The organism is Nocardioidaceae bacterium SCSIO 66511 (assembly GCA_023100825.1).
GTDB lineage: Bacteria > Actinomycetota > Actinomycetes > Propionibacteriales > Nocardioidaceae > Solicola.
Window position 1 is genome coordinate 1162278 of record CP095846.1, and the last position, 19194, is coordinate 1181471.

The window sequence follows — 19194 nt, forward strand, 5'->3', positions numbered from 1 at the left end:
GCTCGTTGACGGTCTGTGATTCTTAAACTGTGGCGTCGGTCACACTTGCCCATACTCCGAAACGGTCGTGCTACCTTCCACCCCGTCTGAGTCAGCGTGAGGTGCGAGGTGCCCGATGGAAGGACGCCACACGGCGGCCGGTCCTCGTACGCCCCGACGTAGTGGCCTGAACCCGCTGGTGGTCGGTGCTGCCATCGTCGCGTTCGTGGTCGCGGTCGGTCTCGTGATCCGCTGGCAGACGGCCGACGGTGACGCCGCGGCCGCCGCGCGCGACTGCTCGGGCGAGGTCTCCGTCGCGGCAAGCCCGGAGATCGCCGACGTGGTCAAGGAGGTCGTCGCCGCGGGCAAGGGCTGCGGTACGTACGACGTGACCGCGACCTCGGGCGCCGAGGTTGCCAAGGCGTTGTCCTCCGGCAAGGGGGTGCCCGACGTCTGGATTCCGGACTCAACGGTCGAAGTCGATCGCTCGGCCGGCACGGCAGCGACGGCTCCGGTGGTCTTGGAGGCTTCGCTGGCTTCGTCGCCGGTCGTGGCAGTCGGGGCCCAGGATCCACAGTCGCAGTGGCGCGACGTACTCGCGACCGACGGGATGAGGCTGGGGGACCCGGCCACGAACACCCCGTCGGTGCTGGCACTGATCGCGGCGAATGCTGAAGCCGAGGCGGACGGCGACAGCGCGGAAGAGATCAAGCAACAGCTGGTTTCTGTCGCGCAGTCGGGCGCTGCGGCCTCCGACGGCAAGACCCAGGGCAGCGCCGAGGTCACCAAGCTGGCGGCGGAGGGCGCCACCACGGTGGCGACAGAGCAGACGGTGCTCGGTGAAGGCGGCGACGTCGCGCGAAAGCTGCAGATGTCCGTACCGGACAGCGGCACTTTGTCTCTCGACTACCCGCTCGTGCTCTCGGCGACGTCGGATCGTCGTGAAGACACGTCGGACGGAGTCACCGCGCTCACCGAGATCCTGACCTCGGAAGAGGCGCAAGAGTCATTCGCGAAGGCGGGATTCCGCACGCCGGACGGCGAACCGATCGACGGTGGGGTCGGCGACGTCAGCGCGCTGACGATGCCGCGGACGGATGAGGTCGCCTCGATCCTCAGCGCCTGGACGCTGCTGTCGCGGCCGAGCCGTACGCTCGCCGTGATCGACGTATCGGGGTCGATGGAGTACTCCGCCGGCAGTGCGAGCCGGATGGCGCTGACGGTCGAGGCGGCGCAGGCGGGCCAACGGTTGTTCCCCGACGGAAGCTCGCTCGGACTCTGGGCGTTCTCGGTCGGCCTCGGCGACAAGGACCGCGACTACCTGCCGCTGGTGCCCGTACGCCCTCTCGGTGCCGAGGTCGACGGTATGAACCAGCGGGCGCTGCTGGAAAAGTCCATCGACGGTCTGATCGGGCGCACGGGCGGCGGCACGGGCCTGTACGACTCCGTTTTGGCGGCGTACCGCGCTGCCAACGACTCCTACGATCCGGATGCCGTGAACAGCGTGGTCGTGCTGACCGACGGCGAGAACGAGGACCCGGGCAGTGTCAGCCTCGACAAGCTGCTGGACACCATCGAGGTGGAGTCCAACCCCGACCGCCCGGTCAGGATCATCACGATCGGCATCACCGAGGACGCCGACGTGTCGGCACTCGAGGCGATCGCGCATGTGACGGGCGGGTCCAGCCACATCGCGGTCAACCCCGATGAGATCACCGACGTGTTCATCGGCGCACTGGCCAGTCGCAGCTAGGCGTACTTCCGCTCAACGACGGGCTCCCTGCTTCTACCGGGCGACTACCCGCCTGCCCGATTCCCGCTCGCTGTCGACTCTCCCGCTTCTTCGATACGACTACTCCCCGCTTCGCTTCTCGCTTCGGTCGGCATTCCGTCGCCTTCTGGCTGGGCAAAGACGCGGCGACGCGGGAGCCGCAGCGACGTGGCTGGGTTGCTTGCCGGCTTTCCCGTACCGGTCCGCTTTTGCGGGGTCGGTGGGTGATGGTTTACCAAGTAGACATGGTGAAGCACCGCTTTGCATGGCAGGGACACCGTGCACGGTGGGAGGTTGCCGTGCTCATTGGTACGCCCGTGGCGGCCGGTACAGGTGTGACGCCGAAACCGAACGTTACCCCGGATCCCATATTAAAGTGGCGGGCAAGCCGCCAAGCGACCGAACCGAAGTGCCGGCTCCGCGCGTCGCCGCGTCTTTTGCCCAGCCGGAAAGGCGAGGGAAAGCCGACAGTGACGAGAAATTGGGGCGCTGAGTAGTCGCACCGAAGAAGGTGGAGAGCCGACAGCGAGCGGACGAACAGCGGCGAGTAGTCGCACCGAGAATCTACGGAATGTCGAGGGGCGAAGCCGAGCCGGACAGTCGGGTAGTCGCACCGGAGCTACGTACGTACCGACGACAGCCGGTGCAGCCGCCGCTCGGCCTGCCGCGGCGTCATCGCGACGCAGCCCATGCGCTCGGCCGCGCGTACGATGGCCGGCTCCGCACGCAGCAACGCCCACCCTCGGCGTACGAGGACGCCGGGCGGTTTACGTCGTTCCCGCAGGTCGCGGGCGAGGCGCAGAGCGAACGTGACGAGCCGGTGATGGCGAACGCAGATGGCATCGGCCAGGATGCCTCGCGCGCGGCAGCCCTCGACGACGTGCGGTGCGAAGATGCCTTCGGCGATGAAGACCCCGGCGCCGTCGAGTCGTACCTCGCGGTGTCCGACGCGAGCGTTCGCGGCGATCTCGTAGACCGGCGCGTCGATCCGGCCGTCGCGGCACAGCGTCTCGATCGCATCGCAGGCGGCCTCGGCGTCCCACGACGCCGGATCGTCCCAGTCGACGAGGCCGGGGCTGAGCATCGGAAGTCCGGGAGCGTCGCCGTCGCGGTAGAAGTCATCGAGCCGGAGGATCGGCCAGCCGAGTCGATGCGCGAGGCGAGACTTACCGGACCCGGACGGCCCGGCGAGCACGACGACCTGCGCGCGGTAGCGCGTGGTCACTCCCGGACGAGAAGCAACGGTCGCATCGCCTGACGCGCACGGTGGATGCGTGACTTCGCGGTGCCGACGGGGATATCGAGGACGCGCGCGATCTCCGCATAGTCGATCTCGCCGATGTCACGCATGACGAGCGCCTCGACGAGGTCGGGTTGCTGCCGCTCCAGGGTCTCCAACGCCTCGAGGAGGTCGAGCCGACTGCCGGCGATGACGCTGGTCGTACGCGGGTCGGCGTACGTCGGCATCTCGTCGACCGGTCGCTCGGCTGCTCGACGTTTGAGCGAACGGTACGTCTGTCGGGCCGCGTTGCTCGCGACGACGTGGAGCCAGGTGGTGAACTTGCTGCGTCCCTCGTACCCGCCGATCTTCGTGGCGATCTTCATCAGCACGTCTTGGCAGGCCTCTTCGGCATCCTGCGTGTTCGGCAGGATGCGCTGGCACAGGCGCATCACACGCGGCTGAACGGCCGCGAGCAACTGGTTGAGCGCGGCCTGATCGCCCGCCGACGAGCGGCGTGCGAGGTCGTCGAGATCAACGGTGTCCTCGGTCGTCATAGGTGCATTCTTGCCGACGCGACGAGCCTCGTACATACCACCCTGTCCGGGGCGATGGAGGGTACCGACAGAATGGGCCCCATGTCCCTGCCCAATCGACTCGGTCGACTGCGGCGAATCTCTCGGATCGGATCTGGCGGATTCGCCACGGTCTGGCTGTACTCCGACCCCGATCTGCAGTCGTATGTCGCCGTCAAGGCGTTGGCCGACAACTGGGCTGCGCGTACCGACATCAGGGACCGGTTCCTGGAGGAGGCGCGCATTCTGCGCCGTGCCGACTCCGACCACATCGTGCGCGTGTACGACATCGGTGAGACCGACGACGGCACGCCGTACTTCATCATGAACTACGCCGACCAGGGGACCGTCGCCGATCTGCTCAACACGCCGTCGCGCGATCTGGGCCTGATCACCGATCTCGTGTCCCAGGCGAGCACGGGTTTGCGGCGGTTGCACACGATGGGCATCTTGCACCGCGATGTGAAGCCGCAGAACCTCCTGCTCGCCAGCGACCACTCCGGTACGTCGCGGCTGATGGTCGCCGACCTCGGCGTCGCAAAGGCGATGCTGCACGCGAGCGGCATCACCCAGGTCGTCGGCACCCCGGCCTACATGGCGCCCGAGCAGGCAGACCCGACCCGCGGCGTCGACACCCGGTGCGACGTGCATGCGCTCGGCGCAGTGACCTATCACCTCCTGACCGGCCGACCTGTGCGTACGGGCGGCGTCGAGGCGTTGTTCTCCGCCGAGCCGGTACGCCCGCCGACGACGCTCGTACGCGACCTGCCGTCGTCGCTCGACCCGGTTGTGCTGCGCGCGGTAGCGCCCGACCCCGACCATCGCTGGCCGGACATCGACTCGTTCAGCACTGCGTTCCGCGAGGCGGCGTCGATGACGCGTACCCGTCTGTACGAGCCGCCACGGATCGAACCGCAGGTCTGGGAGCCGGACTTCCCGTCGCCGGTCAGCCCGCCCCCGCGTACGCCGCAGAGCCCCGTGCCGCCCGCGCAGAGTCCGGTGCCGGCGAGCTCCGGTCCGCCGCCTCGACGGGGGCAGTCGTCGTTGCGCCGCAGCCTGTTCGCGGTTCTTGCGGCGCTCGTCCTGGTCGCGGTCGTCGTCGGTGGTGTTCTGGCCATCCAGGAGCTGAACCAGGATGACGCCTCGGCGGCCCCGGAGATCGACCTCGCCCCGTCGTGGAGTGAGGAGGGCGAGCAGGTCGGCGAGTCGACCTGGTCGTACCCCAGCGACGACGGGTCGCTCGAGCTGCTCGTGAACACCGCGACCTCGAGCGAGGGCGTCCAGGACGAGGCCAAGGCCGATATGAAGTTGCAGCGCAAGGACGGCTACACCCGGGAAGTGAGCAGGGAGCTCACGGCCGAGGACGATCTCGGTGACTGGCAGGTCGGCTGGGATCTCGAGTACGCCGAGGGAGACGACTACCACTGGCGCTGGTACTTCGGCAACGCCAACCCGGAGACCGCCGGATGGGTCGAGATCAACGGGCCGAAGGACGCCCTTATGGGCGATGACGAGCGCACCGCTGCGTCGATGAAACTGCTCCGCGCCGCCCGAGACGCAGCGATCCTGGGTAAGGCGTAGGTCAGGCAGACCCCGCCGGCCGACGGGTGATCATCAGGGCTGCAACCACCAGCATGGTGACGCCGGCTCCGATCGCACCCCACCAGAGAATGTCGCTCATCGCCGTCGCCGAGGCATCGCGTACGGCTACAGCGACGCCGTCGCGGTACGCGGCCGGCACCTGTTCGAGCACGGAGACACCAGCGCCGGAGCCGACGGCCTCACCGAGCCGGTGCGTCGAGTCGGCCGGCACGCCCGATCCGCTCAGTGCTTCGGCGGTCGCGTCTACGCCGCTGCTGTGGAACAGCACCCCGAGCACGGCCACGCCGGCCGCCACCCCGACCTGCCGCATCGTGCTCACGACTCCGGTGGCCATCCCGGCTCGCGCCGGCTCGACCGCATCGAGCGCTGCCTGGGTGAGGCAGGCGCTGAGTACGCCCGCACCGGCACCGGCGACGATGAACCCGGGTACGAAGACCGTCCACTCGGACGACCCGTCGACCTGGGCCATCCAGGCCATCCCGATCGCCACGAGTGCGAGCCCGCCCGAGACCGTCCATACCGCGCGTACCCGGTCGACGAGGCGTGCGGTGAGCGGCGCCGCGACGAACGACGCGACGGTGAAGGCCAGGAACCGCAGCCCCGCGTCGAACGGGTCGTACGCGAAGGTGTTGACGAAGTACAGCCCGAGGTACGTCGTCGACGCGATCACCGTTGCGCTGACCGCGAAGGCCGCGAGGCTGACACCTGCGTACGACCGGCTACGGAACAACGACAGGTCGAGCATCGGCTCGGCCGTACGTACCTCACAGGCCAGGAATGCGATGCAGGAGATCACCGAGCCCGCGAACAGCGCAATGATCGGTGCGGAGGTCCAGCCCTCGGCCTGGCCCCTGATCAGGCCGAGGAGCAGGGTGAGCAGCGTCGTGGTGAGCAGCAAGGTGCCCGGCCAGTCGGCGCGCCGCGGGTTGTCGGCGCGGGACTCGGGCAGGATCCGGGCTCCGGCTGCGAGCGCGAGTACGCCGACGGGGACATTCACCAGGAAGATCCAGCGCCAGCCAGCGGTGTCGACGAGCAGGCCGCCGACCAGCGGGCCGATTGCCGTTGCCGCGCCGAGGGTCGCACCGAAGATGCCGATCGCGGTTGCGCGTGCCTTCGGCTCCCGGAACGTGTCGCCGATGATGGGGATGGCGGTGCCGAAGAGCATTGCCCCGCCGATGCCCTGCAGTGCGCGCGTGAGGTCGAGCACCAATGCATTGCCGGCCAGCGCGCACGCGAGCGATCCGACGGTGAACACCACCATGCCCGCGAGGAACACCCGGCGTCGCCCGATCCGGTCACCGATGGTCGCCGACGTCAGCAGGAGGCAGGCGAGCGACAGCGCGTACGCGTCGACGACCCATTGCAGATCGGACAGGCTCGCGTCGAGGCTCTGCTGCATGTCACCGAGTGCCACGGCGACGACGGTCACGTCGAGCAACAGCATGAAGATCGCCGTGCAGACGATGGCGAGGGTCCAGCCGCGTCGGGTGCGGGCCGGACCGATCGCGGTCGAGGTGGTGGTCATGAATGTTCCCCCTGATCGTTTGCACTACACTTGTAGCCCAATTAGGAATGAGTTAACACCTGTAGCGCTACAGCTGTCAACCCAACTAGGAAGAACTGTGTCGACCCCCCGAAGACGACCGGCCGCTCGCCGAGGCGAGGGCGAGAAGCTCCGTGCCGAGATCCTGGACGTGACCGCCCGGATGCTCGAGGAGAGCGGCGACGCCAGCACGCTGTCCCTACGCGCCATCGCCCGTGAGACCGGAGTCGCGGCGACCTCGATCTATCTGCACTTCGACTCGCTGGAGACGCTCGTCCGCGCGGTCAAAGAGCAAAAGTACGAGGAACTTCGCGAGGTGCTGCAGGCGGCAGACACCGCGGCGCCCGACGATCCGCCCCGGCGGCTCCACGCTGCGACGAAGGCGTACGTCGATTTCGCGTTGGAGCGGCCGGGTACGTACAAGGTGCTGTTCGGCACGTCAGTCGACCTTCCGCCCGACGGTGAAGGCCGGTTCATCGGCGAGCGCGCCTTCCAGGTCGCGGTGGAGGTCCTGGCCTCGACCCGTAAGTCACGCGATGACGCGTATCTCGGCGCCACCCAGCTGTGGTGCGCAATGCACGGCATGGTCACCCTGCGCGCGCTCCACCCGAACTTCCCATGGCCCAGTGTCGACGATCAGATCGACGACCTGATCGAGCGGTTGTTCCTCTCGTAGCCAAGGGGCCCGCGGCGTCAGTTGATGCTGCTCCAGAAGCTGCATCGATGGGTCGCGCCGTACGCAGTCGGGCCGACACGGTCGCCCGAGAGTTCGTGCACGATTTCGCTTCGCGCATCGAACCGCTGCCACCTCGGCAGGCCGGGTGTGTTCGGGTTCCCAGTGCGCGCGAACCTGCTCCAGTAGCCGAGCAGCACCGGTGTCAGCCGGTCGTCGGCGGGTTCGGCCCATTCGAGATCGAACAGGTACGGCAGCTCGGAGCCGTGGTACGCGCCGAACGGGATTCCGCCGAACTCCCGACCGGAGTCCTGAGTCACCTCGTACGCGTACACGCGGGTCGTACGTGCCGCGGCCCGCGCGGTGTCGAGGGTCGGGCAGGCGCCGATCCGCTTGCCCCAGTCGGTGAGTACGGCGGCCAGCGCGAGCATCGGTCGGTCGTAGTCGTCGGCCGGATAGTGATCGAGAACCGCGAGCGCGTCGGCGCCGAATCCGTCGTGCACCAGGTCTTCGTACTCCTGCGCGGTGAGGACGTTGTCGCCACCCTGGAGGTCGTACGCCGAGGCCACGAACGAGCGCATCTCATCGCGCACACTGCCGACCAGCAGCGGGATGCCCGCCGATGCGCCGGCCCGGATCGCGGCTCCGGGCTGCTTCGGGAGGTACGGCGTGCCGGCCACCGGACCCCAGGAGTCATCGGCCACCGTGCCGGTCACGGCGGTCACTGGGGGCAGGCTCTCCAGCACCCGCGCCGGTGGTGCGGCACGTAGGCAGTCGGCCACGTCGGCCGCGTCGGCGCAGCCGAGCTCGCGAATCGCTGCGGCTCCCTTCTCGTCGGCAGCCGCCTTCGTCATCACGTCGTTGGTGCAGGCGCCGCTCATGACGACCGCCCGGTCGAACAGGCCGCGCGAGGAGGGCGAGGCCAGATGTGCGCAGACGCTGCGCGCACCGGCGGACTGCCCCATCAGGGTGACCGAACGCGCGTCGCCGCCGAACGCACGGGCATTTCGGCGGACCCAACGCAGCGCCGCCGTTTGGTCCATCAGTCCGTAGTTGCCGGACGCGCTGCGGCCCGTGTCGAGTGCCGGCGCGGACAGGAAGCCGAGGCCGCCGAGCCGGTAGTTGGGGGTCACCACGACGGCGCCGGCCGCATTCGCGAGGCGGGTCGCGTCGTACTCCGTACTGCGCCCGGAAGTGAGTCCGCCGCCGTAGAGCCAGACGATGACCGGCATCCGCCTGTGCCGTGGGACGTCGGCCGGCCGGGTGATGTCGAGGTACAGGCAGTCTTCCTGCCCGATGACGCGGCTGTTGCCGTTCTCGTCGATGTCGCGCTGTGCACACGGCTCCGCGGGATCGCGCGCGTCTCGAACGCCGTGCCAACGCGCCGGCCGTCGCGGAGCGGCCCAGCGGCGCTCGGCAATTGGGGGCGCCGCGTACGGCACGCCCAGGAACCGCACCGCACCGTCGCGGGCCTCGCCTCGAAGCCAGCCTTGTTGTACGCGCGCCAGCGGCTCATCGGTCTGGCCGGCGGCCGACCAGTCGGCGGGCAGCGGAAGCAGAGTGGAGCTGACGGCGAGTGCGGTAGCGGCGATGACCATTCGTATCGACATGCCATTACGGTCGCTGCTTCGAGAGCGCGGCGCGTCCGTCGTCGGGCGGCACCGTTCGTACGGCACCCGACGTAGGTGCTTCGGTCTCCGGTGCGGCCGCTCGGCGCCTCGGAACGGGTTGCTCGGCGGCTTCCCGCCACCTTGAGTTGCGGCACGACGGTCGGGGCGCGCGCGACGCGAGCGAGTGGACTTCTGCCACGGTGGCCACGTACGTACCAGCGGGCACGGCAACCTCCCACCGTGCACGGTGTCTCTGCCATGCAAAGTGGAGTTTCACCATGTCTACTTGGTGAACCACCACCCACCGGCCCCGCAAGAGCCGACCGGAACGGGAAAGCCGGCGACGAACCCCAGCCTATAGCTGCGTCTCCCGCGTCGCCGCGTCTTTGCCCAGGCGAAGGAGCGAGGAAAGCCGACAGCGACGAGGTGCGAAGCGGCGAGTAGTCGCACCGTAGAAGTGGCAACGCCGACGGCGGCGAGGGACCAGGCAAGCGGGATATCGCCGAAGTAGACGGGTGAGCCGACAGCAAGGCTGAGCCGCGCAGGCGAGTAGTCGCACGGTATGAAGGCGGGAATGGCCGACAGCGACGAGGAACCAGGCAAGCGGGATGTCGCCGAAGTAGGCGGGAAAGCCGACAGCGACGAGATACGAAGCGGCGAGTAGTCGCACCGTAGAAGTGACAACGCCGACGGCGGCGAGGGACCAGGCAAGCGGGATATCGCCGAAGTAGGCGGGTGAGCCGACAGCAAGACTGAACCGTACAGGCGGGCAGCCGAACGGAGCGAGAAGCTGCCGTTACGCCAAACCCGACTGGTACGCGAACACGACCAGCTGTGCCCGGTCATGCGCGCCGAGCTTGACCATCGCACGGCTCACATGGGTACGAACGGTCGCGGGGCTGAGCACCAGGTCGGCGGCGATCTCGTGGTTGTTCCGGCCTTGGGCAACGTGGGCGACGATCTCGCGTTCGCGTTCGGTGAGCTCGTCTATGTCGGGGTGAGGGTTGGTCGCCCGGGCCGTCGGCGAGGTGAACGCCTCGATCAACGTCTGCGTCACCGACGGTGCGAGGAGCGCGCCGCCGTCGGCGACGACGTGCATCGCGTCGAGCAGGGCGGCCGGCGGCGTGTCCTTGAGTAAGAACCCGCTTGCGCCGTGGCGCAGCGCGTCGAACACGTACTGGTCGTGCTCGAAGGTGGTCAGCACGACGACCCTCGTACCGGCCAGGTCGGGGTCGCAGACGATTCGCCTGGTCGCCTCGATCCCGTCGATGCCGGGCATCCGGATGTCCATCAGCACGACGTCGGGCTGGGTGCGCTGGGCCTCCTTGACGGCGTCGAGTCCGTCGACGGCCTGGCCGACGACGTCGAAACCGGGTTCGTTGTCGAGGAGCGTAGCCAGTCCGAGGCGCACGAGATCCTGGTCGTCGGCCAGCATCACGGAGATCGTGTTCGTACTCATTCATCCTCCTTGGCGGGCGTAGGAAGTGACGCTCGGAGCTCGAAGAGCTGAGCAGTGCTGTCGGCGACCGGCGGGCCGACGGTCAGCGTGCCGCCGAGCTGGTCGACGCGTCGCTTCATCCCGTCGATGCCGAGCCCTGCGCCGGTCGTGGCGACTTCCGGCGGCCGGTTGGTCACGACGAGGTCCACGCCTGAGTCGCGGTAGTCGACGCGGACCACGGCGCGTGGGTCTGCCGAGTGCTTCACGACATTGGTGAGCGCCTCCTGGAGCACGCGGTACGCCGCGAGGTCGACTCCCCAGGGAAGCGGCCGCGGCGTCCCCGACACGGTGAGGTCGACGGAGACCCCCGCCGCCTCGACGCGCTCGCGCAGAGCGGGCAGGTTCGCGAGACCCGCAGACGGGGTGCGTGCGCCGGCCTCGTTCGCGCCGATCGCGCCGAGCGTCGCCCGCAGCTCGGTCAGCGCATCGGAGCTCGCGTGGCTGATGGCCTTCAGGGCGGTAAGCGCTTGGTCGGGCTTCTGGCTCGCCAGGTGCAGCGCGATATCTGACTGCATCTGGATCGCGGCGAGTCCGTGCCCGACCACGTCGTGTACCTCCTGGGACAACCGGAGTCGCTCCGTATCGACGAGCCGGCGGTCGGCGATCGCGCGTTCGCGGGCCTGTGCGCCGAGCACCAACCGTCGTGACGCGCCGATGGTCAACGGGACGATGACCCACGCGGTCGCAGGGGCGATGCCCGCCGCACCGTCGAGAGCCGCAGGGTTGGTGCGTAGGTGTGCGAGCAACGCCACGAGCATCACGGCCGACCAACCGATGGCGCGGTGGATCGGAACCCGGGTCGCGACCGTGTAGACGGCAACCGCCACGCAGGCCAGCACGAACCCGTACGCGTAACCGAGTACGAGGTAGGCCGCTGCCGCGCCACCGCTGACGATGAGCACACCGACCGGCCACCAGGTGCGTACGACGAGGGCGAGACCGGCGATCACGACCAGGATCACGCCGCCTATATCGGCGTCGGAGCCCGCGCTCGTGTGGTCGAGGTACGGGAGCGTACCTAGCGCAACAGCCGTGATCGCGACCGCAATGCCGACGTCACGGCCCAGCCGTAGTCGCCGCCGCTCCGCCACGATCGTCCCCTTCGTCAAGGCCGCGGCAACGATGCCGGCGACTCGGATCAACCTTGCTGGCTCGGCAGCATCGAGTCACCCGGCAGGAGTCGTATCCGCACGTACGCCAGTGGGCGTATGCGTAGAACGGACGCCTCAGTCCGGTAGATCGGACACTCGGGTCGACAGCTTTCCAAGGGTCCTGAGCTCGGCCGCACTGAGGTGGTCCAGGAATCGGGAGCGTACGGAGGCGACATGGAGCGGTGCTGCCTGCTCGAGAACCGCGAAGCCCGCATCGGTCAGTGCCAGGATGCAGCCACGTGCATCGTCCGGATCGGGCAGCTTGGCGATGAGACCGCGACCCTGCATCCGAGTCGCGTGATGCGACAACCGACTGCGCGACCACTCGGCCTTCGCGGCCAGCTCCTTGAGCGTCCAGCGACGATCCGGCTTCTCCGACAGGGTGCTGAGCACCTCGTAGTCGGCGGGTGAGAGGCCGGAGTCGCTGGCCAGGTCGCGACCGAGCCGGGCCGGCAGAACGGTCAGCAGGCGGCGGAACGCGCGCCACGCCTGCTCTTCGTCGTCACTGAGCCACGGGGTGTCCACGGGTATGAGCCTACCTTGTCGTTGACGTGTCATCGAGTTCTCGATAACGTCGATGACATGTCAATGAATCTGGATCCCCTGCACGTACTCGTGATCGTTGCCAGCACCCGACCTGGTCGGCTCGGGCCGGCGATCGCCGACTGGTTCGTCGAGACCACCTCGGCCGACGCCGAGCGCCAGGATGTGTCGATCGAAGTCGTGCAGCTCAGTGAGCTCGACCTGCCGCTTCTCGATGAGCCCGAGCACCCGTCGGAGAGTGCGTACGTGCACGACCACACCCGGCGCTGGAGCAGGCGAGTGGCTGCGGCCGATGCGTTCGTGATCGTCACGCCGGAGTACAACTACGGCATGCCCGGCGGGCTCAAGAACGCGCTCGACTACCTGTACCACGAGTGGGCGTGGAAGCCGGTCGCGTTCGTCAGCTACGGCAACACCTCGGCCGGGACCCGCTCAGTGCAGATGTCCAAGCAAGTCGTCACGACCCTTCGGATGATGCCGATCGGGGCAATGGTCTCCTTGCGCATCGCGGACAGCGTGCGCGACGGACGGGTGGTCGAGTCCGCTCGGGATACCGAGGCTGCGCGGGCTGTGCTCAGCGAGTTGACCCGGGTGGCCGAGGTGATGCGACCACTACGCACCGAGGTTGCGGTCGATGGGCCGGTCGAGGGGCTTGCCATTGATCTGGCGCGAGAGAGCGACCTACCCGAGGTCCTCGTACTCCAGCGCTGTTGCTGGGTGCAGGAGGCGGTTGCGAACGACACGCTCGAGCTGGGTCCGCTGCACGAGACGCTGGACGACCTTCGTACCTCGGCTGCGACCTGGCACCTGTGGTGCGTACGACGGCACGGCAGACTCGTCGCGGCCGCCCGGGCGCGACTGCAGGACTCCACCTGGGCGATCGGGCGACTGATGGTCGCGCCGGACCACGCCGGGCGGGGGATCGGCTCGTGGCTGCTGTCGTACGTCGAGCGCCAGGCACCGGAGACGACCACCCGGTACGGGTTGTTCACCGGGCATCGCAGTGAGCGCAACATCGGCTTGTACGAAGGTGCCGGGTACGCCCTTACGCCCGCCGAGCCGATGCCGCCGCATAGCGTGTACCTGACCAAGGAGCGAGTGCTCGTCGGCTGACGTACCCGTCTCGCGGAGTTCGGTGCGAATTGCACGACCGACACAGTGCTGCGTGGTGCAATTCGCGCCAAACTCCCGGCGGCGGAGCGGCCTTAGACGCCGATCGGATGCCAGACGGTCTTGGTCTCCAGGAAGTTCGTCATCCGATCGATGCCGGGTTCGGCGCTCCAGTCGACGTCGGCCGGACGTACGACCCGTTTGAGGTTGTCGGCAGAGGCCCGCTCGAGCTCGGCGGCGAGCGCGGGGTCGTCGACACCGGCGAGGTCGATGGCGTTGACATCGCGATGCGATGCGAGCCACGGAGCGATCTCTGCGGCGTCGCCGGTGAGCACGTTGACGACACCGCCGGGCAGATCGGACGTGGCCAGCACCTCTGACAGCGTGATCGCAGGCAGCGGGCGTTCGTACGACGAGACCACGACCACGGTGTTGCCCGAGACGATCGCCGGGGCGATCACGCTGACGAGCCCGAGCAGTGAGGACTCCTGCGGTGCGACGATCGCGACGACACCGGTCGGCTCGGGGGTCGACAGGTTGAAATGCGGACTCGAGACCGGGTTGGCGTTGCCGACCACCTGGGTGAGCTTGTCGGACCAACCGGCGTACCAGACCCAACGGTCGATCGCCGCGTCGACCGAGCGGGTCGCGGCCGCGGGGGCGAGGCCCTCGGACGCCTTGACCTCGCCGATGAACTGGTCGCGACGGCCTTCGAGCATCTCTGCTGTGCGGTACAGGATCTGGCCGCGGTTGTACGGCGTACGTGTCGACCAACCGCCGACCGCCTTGCGGGCCGCGACGACAGCGTCACGGGCATCCTTGCGCGACGCCTTGGCCGCGTTGGCGAGGAATCGGCCCTTGGCGTCGAGCGCATCGTAGGTACGCCCGGACTCCGAGCGGGGGAACTTGCCGCCGATGTAGAGCTTGTACGTCTTGCGTACGTCGAGGCGTGGCATCAGTAGGTCGTGTCTCCTTATGCCGTGTCGATCAGTGAGCGGGTCTCCGCGCCCGATCTGGCAAGGCGCGGGAGCGAAGTTGTAGTTGAATTCTCCTGCGAGCGACCGCAACGAAGCCAGGCGGGATGCGGAGGCACGCGAACCGGCGCGGTATGAGGAGGCATGACCTAAACATCGGTGAGGTAGGCCGCGAGGCCGTGCTTGCCGCCTTCGCGGCCGTAGCCGGACTCCTTGTAGCCGCCGAACGGGCTCGCGGGGTCGAACTTGTTGAACGTGTTCGCCCAGACGACCCCGGCGCGCAGCTGGTTGGCCATGGACAGGATGCGTGAGCCCTTCTCGGTCCACACGCCGGCGGACAGACCGTACGGCGTGTTGTTGGCCTTCTCGACGGCCTCGGCGGGAGTGCGGAAGGTGAGCACCGACAAGACCGGCCCGAAGATCTCCTCGCGGGCGATGCGGTGCGCCTGGGTCACGCCGGTGAAGATCGTCGGCGCGAACCAGAAACCGTCTGTCGGCAGCTCGCACGGCGGCGACCACCGCTCGGCGCCCTCCGCGTCGCCGATATCGGAGAGCTCGCGGATGCGCGCGAGCTGCTCGGCGGAGTTGATCGCGCCGATATCGGTGTTCTTGTCGAGCGGGTCGCCGACTCGCAGCGTGGACATGCGGCGCTTGAGCCGGTCGAGTACCTCGTCGTACACGGACTCCTGGATCAGCAGTCGCGAGCCGGCGCAGCACACATGACCCTGGTTGAAGAAGATGCCGTTGACGATGCCGTCAACGGCTTGGTCGACCGGTGCGTCGTCGAAGACGATGTTCGCGGCCTTGCCGCCGAGCTCGAGGGTGACCACCTTCTGCGTACCGGCGACGCTGCGGGCGATCGCCTTGCCCACCTCGGTCGACCCGGTGAACGCGACCTTGTCGACGTCGCCGTGCTCGACGATCGCCTGACCGGTCGCGCCGGCGCCGGTGACGATGTTGACGACGCCGGGCGGCAGATCGGCCTGCTGGCAGACCTCGGCGAACAGCAGAGCGGTGAGTGGCGTGGTCTCGGCGGGTTTGAGTACGACGGTGTTGCCGGCCGCCAGCGCAGGAGCGATCTTCCAGGCGAGCATCATCAGCGGGAAGTTCCAGGGGATGATCTGGCCCGCCACCCCGTGCGCCTTCGGGTTGCTACCGAGACCCGCGTACGAAAGCTTGTCGGCCCAGCCCGCGTAGTAGAAGAACCACTGCGCGACGAGCGGGATGTCGGCGTCGCGGGACTCCTTGATCGGCTTGCCGTTGTCGAGCGACTCGAGCACGGCGAACTCGCGAGCCCGCTCGGCGATGATCCGCGCGATGCGGTAGAGGTACTTCGCCCGCTCGGCTCCGGGCATCCGCGACCACGTGCGTGCGTACGCGCGGCGCGCTGCAGCCACCGCGCGATCGACGTCTTCGGCGTTCGCGTCGGTGACCTCGGCGAGCACCTCCTCGGTCGCCGGGCTGATCGTCTTGAAGGACTCGCCCGACGAACCGTCGGTGAACTCGCCGCCGATGAACAGTCCGTACGAGCTCTTGATGTCGACGACCGAGCGCGACTGCGGCGCCGGGGCGTACTCGAAGATCGGTGTGTCAGCCATCAGGGGTTTCTCACTGTCCTCAGTCGAGCGTGACGTAATCGGGGCCGGAGTAGCGGCCGGTGAGCATCCGCTGACGTTGCAGCAGCAGGTCGTTGAGCAGACTCGACGCGCCGAACCGGAACCAGTCCGGCGTGAGCCAGTCGGGGCCGGCGATCTCGTTGACGACCACGAGGTACTTGATGGCGTCCTTGGTCGTACGAATGCCGCCCGCCGGTTTGACGCCGATCTGGCGACCGGTCGCTGCCCGGAAGTCGCGTACGGCCTCGAGCATCACCAACGTCACCGGCAGCGTCGCGGCCGGCTGCACCTTGCCGGTGCTGGTCTTGATGAAGTCGGCCCCGGCCATCATCGCGAGCCATGACGCCCGGCGGACGTTGTCGTACGTCTGCAGCTCTCCGGTCTCGAAGATCACCTTCAGATGCGCGCTCGTGCCGTCAGCGCGCTCGCAGGCCGCCTTGACCGCGACGATGTCGTCGTACACGCGCTGGTAGTCGCCGGCGAGGAAGGCGCCGCGGTCGATCACCATGTCGATCTCGTCGGCGCCGTTCTCGACCGCCAGCCGCGTGTCGGCCAACCGGATGTCGAGTGCAGCGCGTCCGGACGGGAATGCCGTCGCAACGCTGGCAACCGACACGCCGGAGTCGCCGAGGGTCTGCTTGGCGACGGGTACGAGGTCGGGATAGACGCACACCGCGGCGGCGCGCGGACAGGTCGAGTCGGTCGGGTCGGGACGCATCGCCTTGTTGGAAAGGGCGCGCACCTTGCCGGGCGTATCCGCTCCCTCGAGGGTGGTCAGATCGACCATCGAGATCGCCAGGTCGATCGCGTACTCCTTCGACGTCGTCTTGATCGACCGTCGCGAGAGATCGGCGGCGCGTTCCTCGGCGCCGACCTGGTCGACGCCTGGAAGGCCGGCCAGGAACCGGTGGAGGGATCGCGCCGATGCGGTCGCCTCGTCAATCGTGGTGGTCACCCGCCAAGTCTAGGCCCGGCCTGCAGTGGCTCGCGTCCGGATGCTGGACGTACGACCGTTTGGCCGCTGGGGATAATGGACGGATGCAAAGCGAGCTGGTCGAGCGATTCAAGCCCACCGCCGGTCGATGGTGGGGTGTCATCGGCCTCGCGATGGTCGCGTTCGTCGTCGTGGCGGTCGTCTCGAGCGGAGTCGACGCACCCACCCTGGCGGTGGCTGCGGGCGCGGCGCTGCTGGGTTGGGCGACGTACGCCGCGTTGGTACGCCCGACGGTTCATGCGTACGAAGACCACCTGCTGTTGCGCAACGCCCTGACCGACGTACGGCTGCCGTGGCGCAAGATCAGTGACGTCGACGTACGCCAGACGCTGTGCGTGTACACCGGAGCGGATAAGCACCACGGAATCGCGGTCGGCAAGAGCGCGCGCTATCTGATGCGCGGTGAGAAGCGGCAGCAGTCGCTGATGTCGACGCCGCAGGAGGAGAAGTTCGCCGCGAAGCCGACGATGACCGGGTCGGACGTGACGGGCATGCACTACGCCGACTACGTCCAAGTGCGCATCGAGTCGCTCGCAAAACAGCAGGCGAAGCCGGGCGGTTTGAGCGACGTGAAGCGTCAATGGGCATGGCCGACGGTCGGTGTCGGCATCGCGATCGGCCTGGCCCTCATCGTGTCGATCGTGGTCTCGAGTCTCTGACCGTCAGATCTCGAGCAGCCCGGCCAAGTCGGCGCGGATCGCGTCCAGTCGGCCCGCCGCAGCGATGCGTGCCGCGGCGACGCCTTCGGCAGCGTCGGTCTCCGGCTGTACGACGGCCTCCAGATAGCACTTGAGCTTGGGCTCGGTGCCCGACGGACGTACGACGACCCGCGCATCATCGGCCAGGGCGAATCGCAGCCCCTCGGTCGGCGGCAACGCGCCGCTCGGCCGGGCGAGGTCGTCGACCCGGACGACGTCGAGTCCGCCGAGCGCTGCCGGGGGATCCGTGCGGAGGCGCTGCATCGCGTCGGTGATCAGCGCCAGGTCGGATACGCGTACGGACAGCTGATCGGTTGCGTGAACGCCATGGCGCGCGGCGATCTCGTCGAGCCGATCCAGCAGCGTCCGTCCGTCGGCGCGCAGCTCAGCCACCAGCTCGAGTACGCGTACGAGAGCCGAAATGCCGTCCTTGTCGCGAGCGATATCAGGGGCAACGGCATACCCGAGCGCCTCCTCGTAGCCGAAGGTGAGCCCGGGTACGCGCCCGATCCATTTGAAGCCGGTGAGCGTTTCGGCATACGGCTGGTCGTAGGAGTCGGCGAGCCGGTGCAGCAGTGTCGACGACACGATCGTGGTGGCGTACGTGCCGACCTCACCGCGACGCAGAGCCGCGTCGGCGAGCAGCGCTCCGGTCTCGTCACCGCTGAGCATCCGCCATCCGTGTAGGTCGGGCACGCCGACTGCGCACCGGTCGGCATCCGGGTCGTTCGCGATCACCACGTCGGCATCGACGCTGCGCGCCAGGTCGAGGGCGAGGTCCATCGCGCCCGGTTCCTCGGGGTTGGGGAATGCGACCGTCGGGAACTCTGGGTCGGGGTCGGCTTGCGGCGCCACCGTGTGCAGCGGCGCGAACCCGGCGGCCTCGACAACTGAGCGCACGACCGAATCGCCGACGCCGTGCATGGAGGTGTGCACGCAGGTCAGCGTGCGCGGACCGTCGCCGACCAGCGCCGCGACCGCGCTGACGTACGCATCGCGTACCTCGTCGCCGAGCACCGTGTAGCCGCGGTCGCGTGCCAACTCGTCGACTCGCCCGACGGCTGCGATCGCAGCGGCTATCTTGGTGTCCGCAGGCGGCACGATCTGACTGCCGTCGCCGAGGTAGACCTTGTACCCGTTGTCCTGCGGGGGATTGTGCGAGGCGGTCACCATCACCCCCGCATCGCAGTCGAGGTGGCGGATGGCGAATGCGAGCACAGGTGTCGGCAACGTTTCGGGCAGGAGGTACGCGCGTACGCCTGCGGCCTGCATGATCTCCGCGGTGTCGCGGGCGAAGACGTCGGAGTTGTGCCGCGCGTCGAAGCCGATGACGACGCTGGGATCACCGGCAGAGGTGCGATTGAGATACGTGGCGAGACCGGCTGCGGCCTGCGAGACGACCACCCGGTTCATCCGGTGCGGCCCGGCACCGAGGGCGCCGCGCAGCCCGGCCGTGCCGAATTCGAGCGGCCCCGCGAAACGGGCGGCGAGGTCGGCCAGCGCCTCCGGGTCGGTACGCGCGGACTCGAGCAGCGCGCTCAGCTCGTCACGGGTCGCGGGATCGGGATCCTGCGCGATCCACGCTGCTGCGGCATCGGAGAGGTCTTCGTACGACGGCATGGTCGAAACCCTATCGAC

16 protein-coding genes are annotated in these 19194 nt (G+C 68.3%); 5 read left to right on the top strand and 11 right to left on the bottom strand.

The window, feature by feature from the left end:
- Positions 1-115 precede the first annotated feature (115 nt).
- Positions 116-1732: a substrate-binding and VWA domain-containing protein gene (locus tag MU582_05465; protein ID UPK76091.1), complete on the top strand. Its 1617-nt coding sequence runs from the start codon at positions 116-118 to the stop codon at positions 1730-1732.
- A 637-nt stretch (positions 1733-2369) separates the two neighbouring features.
- On the opposite strand, the gene MU582_05470 is transcribed toward MU582_05465, so the two are convergent.
- Both MU582_05470 and MU582_05475 read right to left on the bottom strand, forming a co-directional pair.
- Positions 2370-2975 carry an ATP-binding protein gene (locus MU582_05470; GenBank protein ID UPK76092.1) on the bottom strand — a complete coding sequence of 202 codons (606 nt, stop codon included), beginning with the start codon at positions 2973-2975 and terminating at the stop codon, positions 2370-2372.
- On the bottom strand, positions 2972-3526 hold the full coding sequence (locus tag MU582_05475) for an RNA polymerase sigma factor (GenBank protein UPK76093.1): 555 nt from the start codon (positions 3524-3526) through the stop codon (positions 2972-2974). Before MU582_05475 ends, MU582_05470 begins: the two co-directional genes overlap by 4 nt.
- 81 nt (positions 3527-3607) lie before the next feature.
- Between MU582_05475 and MU582_05480 the strand changes: the two genes are divergently transcribed.
- On the top strand, positions 3608-5125 hold the full coding sequence (locus tag MU582_05480) for a protein kinase (GenBank protein UPK76094.1): 1518 nt from the start codon (positions 3608-3610) through the stop codon (positions 5123-5125).
- A 1-nt stretch (position 5126) separates the two neighbouring features.
- Here the strand turns inward: MU582_05480 and MU582_05485 are convergent, their stop codons facing one another.
- Complete coding sequence (locus MU582_05485; protein UPK76095.1) at positions 5127-6671, bottom strand: MFS transporter; 1545 nt, start codon at positions 6669-6671, stop codon at positions 5127-5129.
- A gap of 97 nt (positions 6672-6768) precedes the next feature.
- Between MU582_05485 and MU582_05490 the strand changes: the two genes are divergently transcribed.
- The gene (locus MU582_05490) at positions 6769-7365 is read left to right on the top strand and encodes a TetR/AcrR family transcriptional regulator (GenBank protein UPK76096.1); all 597 of its coding nucleotides are present in this window, start codon (positions 6769-6771) and stop codon (positions 7363-7365) included.
- Positions 7366-7382: 17 nt separating this feature from the next.
- Here MU582_05490 and MU582_05495 read toward each other — a convergent pair whose 3' ends face one another.
- The 4 genes from MU582_05495 to MU582_05510 form a co-directional block, all read right to left on the bottom strand.
- On the bottom strand, positions 7383-8972 hold the full coding sequence (locus tag MU582_05495; protein UPK76097.1) for a carboxylesterase family protein: 1590 nt from the start codon (positions 8970-8972) through the stop codon (positions 7383-7385).
- A gap of 796 nt (positions 8973-9768) precedes the next feature.
- Positions 9769-10431 (bottom strand): response regulator transcription factor, encoded by a 663-nt coding sequence (locus MU582_05500; GenBank protein UPK76098.1) that lies wholly within the window; start codon positions 10429-10431, stop codon positions 9769-9771.
- Complete coding sequence (locus tag MU582_05505) at positions 10428-11612, bottom strand: histidine kinase (GenBank protein ID UPK76099.1); 1185 nt, start codon at positions 11610-11612, stop codon at positions 10428-10430. The genes MU582_05500 and MU582_05505 overlap by 4 nt, the downstream gene beginning before the upstream one ends.
- A gap of 84 nt (positions 11613-11696) precedes the next feature.
- Positions 11697-12146, bottom strand: a complete 450-nt coding sequence (locus tag MU582_05510; GenBank protein UPK76100.1) for a MarR family winged helix-turn-helix transcriptional regulator — start codon at positions 12144-12146, stop codon at positions 11697-11699.
- 57 nt (positions 12147-12203) lie between these two features.
- Here MU582_05510 and MU582_05515 point away from each other — a divergent pair, with 57 nt between their 5' ends.
- A complete protein-coding gene (locus MU582_05515; GenBank protein ID UPK76101.1) occupies positions 12204-13277 on the top strand; it encodes a GNAT family N-acetyltransferase in 1074 nt (357 codons plus the stop codon).
- A 92-nt stretch (positions 13278-13369) separates the two neighbouring features.
- Here the strand turns inward: MU582_05515 and MU582_05520 are convergent, their stop codons facing one another.
- The 3 genes from MU582_05520 to deoC all read right to left on the bottom strand — a co-directional run bounded on the left by MU582_05520 (position 13370) and on the right by deoC (position 16819).
- On the bottom strand, positions 13370-14230 hold the full coding sequence (locus MU582_05520) for an aldehyde dehydrogenase family protein (protein UPK76102.1): 861 nt from the start codon (positions 14228-14230) through the stop codon (positions 13370-13372).
- Positions 14231-14397: 167 nt separating this feature from the next.
- On the bottom strand, positions 14398-15846 hold the full coding sequence (locus tag MU582_05525; GenBank protein ID UPK76103.1) for an aldehyde dehydrogenase family protein: 1449 nt from the start codon (positions 15844-15846) through the stop codon (positions 14398-14400).
- A gap of 19 nt (positions 15847-15865) precedes the next feature.
- Entirely contained in the window at positions 15866-16819 is a 954-nt protein-coding gene (deoC, locus tag MU582_05530; GenBank protein ID UPK76104.1) for a deoxyribose-phosphate aldolase, read from the bottom strand.
- 83 nt (positions 16820-16902) lie between these two features.
- Between deoC and MU582_05535 the strand changes: the two genes are divergently transcribed.
- Positions 16903-17517 (top strand): hypothetical protein, encoded by a 615-nt coding sequence (locus MU582_05535; protein UPK76105.1) that lies wholly within the window; start codon positions 16903-16905, stop codon positions 17515-17517.
- A gap of 3 nt (positions 17518-17520) precedes the next feature.
- Here MU582_05535 and MU582_05540 read toward each other — a convergent pair whose 3' ends face one another.
- Positions 17521-19176, bottom strand: coding sequence for a phospho-sugar mutase (locus MU582_05540; protein ID UPK76106.1), 1656 nt, complete (start codon positions 19174-19176; stop codon positions 17521-17523).
- Between the last annotated feature and the right edge of the window lie 18 nt (positions 19177-19194).